Origin of the sequence: Spongiactinospora gelatinilytica, assembly GCF_003236385.1 — a bacterium.
Lineage (GTDB): Bacteria > Actinomycetota > Actinomycetes > Streptosporangiales > Streptosporangiaceae > Spongiactinospora > Spongiactinospora gelatinilytica.
The window spans coordinates 1-3069 of record NZ_POUA01000577.1; the positions used below are offsets into that span (position 1 = coordinate 1).

Consider the following 3069-nt stretch of genomic DNA (forward strand, 5'->3'; position numbering starts at 1 on the left):
CCCGCCCGAAACGAGCGGCGACCCGCGCGAACAGTTCATCCAGCCCGGCCGCCCATGACTGGAGATCCTCAGACGTCACCCCATCCGACACAGAGTCCACTATAGATCACGAAACATGACTGTAGTACTAGACGTGCGCGGCGACGGCAAGGGCTTCGACCTGGCGTGCCTTGAGGCCGACGGGTTCGGCCTGACGATCATGCGGCAGCGCGTAGAAGAGCTGTCCGGCAGCCTGCGTGTCGAGTCCGAGCCCGGCGCCGGCACCGGCATCTCGGCCTGCGTCCCTTGTCCGCTGATCGGGAGCGGCGCATGACCGGCACCGCGATCCGGCTGCTGATCGCCGACGACCACCCAGTTGTCAGGGATGGGCTGAGCAGCATGTTCGCTTCCGCGCCCGGATTCGAGGTGCTGGGTGCGGCCTCTGACGGCGCTGACGCAGTGCGGCTGGCCCAGGAACTGCGGCCCGAGGTGATTCTGATGGACCTGCGCATGCCGGGCATGGACGGGCTGGCCGCGATCACCGAGTTGACCCGGCTCGGCGTCACCGCGCGCGTGCCGGTGCTGACGACCTACGATTCCGACACCGACGTCCTGCCGGCGATCGAGGCGGGCGCGACCGGCTACCTGCTCAAGGACTCCCCCCGGGAACACCAACCGCGAGGCGGCCGTCCGCCTGTTCATCACGGAGGCCACTGTCAAGTCCCACCTGCTGAACATCTACACCAAGTGCGGGGTGAACGACCGCGCCGCCGCCGTCACCGAGGCGTTCAACCGCGGGCTGCTCGTTCCGCGGACGCCCGGACGGCCGTGACCCGCGGACTACTCGAAGTTCTCCGCGCAGCGTCGCTTCGGCCCTTGCGCAGTGAGGGCACCGCCGTCCCGCATCGTCTGCATGGCGGCCTGGCTACCGTAGCCATGCCGACTACGAGGCGACTGCGGCCTGACCACCACATCGTTAGTGTCCGTCAAAGCGGAGCAAGTTCAGGTCGACTGCTGTCTTGGCGAGCCGGGGTGAGCGATCGGGGAGTTCCCGCATGAGTTGGTGTAAGAGCGCCGGCGTCAGGGGGGGCTGCGGAAGGTTGCGCGGTAGGCCCTCGGGTTGGTGCCGACCTGTCTGGCGAAATGGTGCCGTAGGGCCTCGACCGAACCGAATCCCGTCGTCCGCGCGATCCGCTCCACTGGCAGGCCGGTTGTCTCCAGCAGTTCCCTGGCCCGCCGCACACGCTGGTCGAGCAGCCACTGCAGCGGGGTCATGCCCAGTCTGGCGCGGAAGCGGCGCGACAGGCTGCGTGTACTCATGGCGGCCTGCGCCGCGATGTCGGCCAAGGTCAGCGGTTTGTCCAGGTTGTCGTGCATCCACCGCAGGGCCGGGGCGAGATCGTCGGGGTCGCCCTCGGGGTCGCGCTGCTCGATGAACTGAGCCTGGCCCCCGGAGCGCTGCGGCGGCATGACGATCGCCCGGGCGGCGTCGGCCGCGGTGGCCGCGCCGAGGTCTCGGCGCACCATGTGCAAACACAGATCCAGCCCTGCCGCGACTCCGGCAGAGGTCAGGATGTCCCCTTCGTCGACGAACAGGACCGATGGATCCACCTCGATGTCAGGGAAGTCTCGCGCCAGCTGGTCGGCGAGATACCAGTGGGTGGTGGCGCGACGGCCGTCGAGCAGCCCGGCCGCCGCCAGCACGAACGCACCCGTGCAGATGGAGGCCACCCGGCAGCCCCGAGCAGCGGCTGTGCGCACTACCCGCAGCACCTCCGGGTCCGGCGGCCGCTCAGGGTCGCCGCCAGGGACGATCACGGTGTCGGCGGTCAGCGCGCCGCCGAGGCCGTACTTCGGAGAGATCTGGAAGAGGTCCTGGTCCCAGGCAGTGGCGTTGAGCGGCCGATCGGCGCACACCCGCACCTCATAGAGGGGGCTCAGATCCGCTTGCCGCGCGGCGGCGAACACCTGGGCGGGGATCGTCAGGTCAAAGGCCACCACCCCGTCGAAGGCCAGAACGGCGACAACATGCATGTGGCCAGATCTTACGCATACCCGGCATTCGAGCCACTGTTCACTTCGCCCACACACCAACAATACTGTTGCGCCCAGCCCCCTTTTTCCCTCATTTCCCAACGGAGGTCACATGCGCTCACTTAGCGTGCATACCGTCCTGTACGACGACGTCGAGGACCAGGACTTCATCGGCCCGATCACGGTTTTCGGCGTCCTGGAGCACGTACGGCACACCTACGTCACCGCCGACGGCCCACGGGCGGTGACCACCGCGTCTGGGGCCGAGATCACCGTCCGGGCCCCCTGGTCGCCCGGCACCGCAGACTTGATCTTGGTGCCGGGAGGCGGTTACGGCGAGGGCTCCGGCGTGGACCGCGAGATTATCCGCGGCGCGCTGCCGCGTGCACTGGCCTCGGCTGCCCGGCCCGGCCTCATCCTGGCGGCGGTGTGCACCGGCACGCAACTGCTCGCCGCGGCCGGGCTCACCGACGGCCGCCCCTGCGCCACCCACCACGTCGCCGAAGACGACGTTCGAGCGCGAGGCGGCGACGTCGTCAGGGCCAGAGTCGTCGACGACGGCGACCTGGTCACCTCCGGCGGCGTCACCTCTGGCCTCGACCTGGGATTGTGGCTGGCCGAACGCTTCTACGGCCCGCAGGCCGCGCTGCTGGCCGAGGAGGTGCTGGAGTACCAGCGCCGCGGCACTGTCTGGCGCGCCGTGCAGTGACCTCTTCGCCCCCCGGGCAACCGACATGACCCAGCCCGCGCGCCCGAGGGATTTTCCGGGGGGCGACCGGTGGGTTCCCACCCGGCGATGAACGCCGTTCTGCCGCTGGACGGTGAACTTGGCGGTGCCACCATCGTCCCGCGGCCCGCCACCCTGTGCTCATCCCGAGCCCCCCACCCCGCAGGAGTGAGCGCAACTCTCGGCCTCGGCCGGGGAGCTTCGCCCGTGAGCGGCGGTGGGGCCTGTCACTGAGCCGTCCCCTCCTGATCGCCATGGAGAAGGGAAGCCGCGGTGACGGCCTCCTGGTTCAGCGTCCGGGACGAATGGCTGGGCTCGGTGACCAGTGG

General features: G+C 69.4%; 3 protein-coding genes and 1 pseudogene. 3 read left to right on the forward strand and 1 reads right to left on the reverse strand.

The window, feature by feature from the left end; all coding sequences use genetic code 11:
• The first annotated feature begins 115 nt into the window (after positions 1-115).
• Both C1I98_RS37145 and C1I98_RS37150 read left to right on the forward strand, forming a co-directional pair.
• The gene (locus C1I98_RS37145; RefSeq protein WP_199537507.1) at positions 116-313 is read left to right on the forward strand and encodes an ATP-binding protein; all 198 of its coding nucleotides are present in this window, start codon (positions 116-118) and stop codon (positions 311-313) included.
• Positions 310-811: pseudogene (locus C1I98_RS37150) on the forward strand (response regulator). Before C1I98_RS37145 ends, C1I98_RS37150 begins: the two are co-directional and overlap by 4 nt.
• A 248-nt stretch (positions 812-1059) precedes the next feature.
• On the opposite strand, the gene C1I98_RS37155 reads toward C1I98_RS37150, so the two are convergent.
• Positions 1060-2013, reverse strand: coding sequence for a GlxA family transcriptional regulator (locus tag C1I98_RS37155; RefSeq protein ID WP_111171949.1), 954 nt, complete (start codon positions 2011-2013; stop codon positions 1060-1062).
• Between the two features lie 112 nt (positions 2014-2125).
• Here C1I98_RS37155 and C1I98_RS37160 point away from each other — a divergent pair, with 112 nt between their 5' ends.
• The gene (locus C1I98_RS37160; RefSeq protein ID WP_111171950.1) at positions 2126-2722 is read left to right on the forward strand and encodes a DJ-1/PfpI family protein; all 597 of its coding nucleotides are present in this window, start codon (positions 2126-2128) and stop codon (positions 2720-2722) included.
• Positions 2723-3069 lie beyond the last annotated feature (347 nt).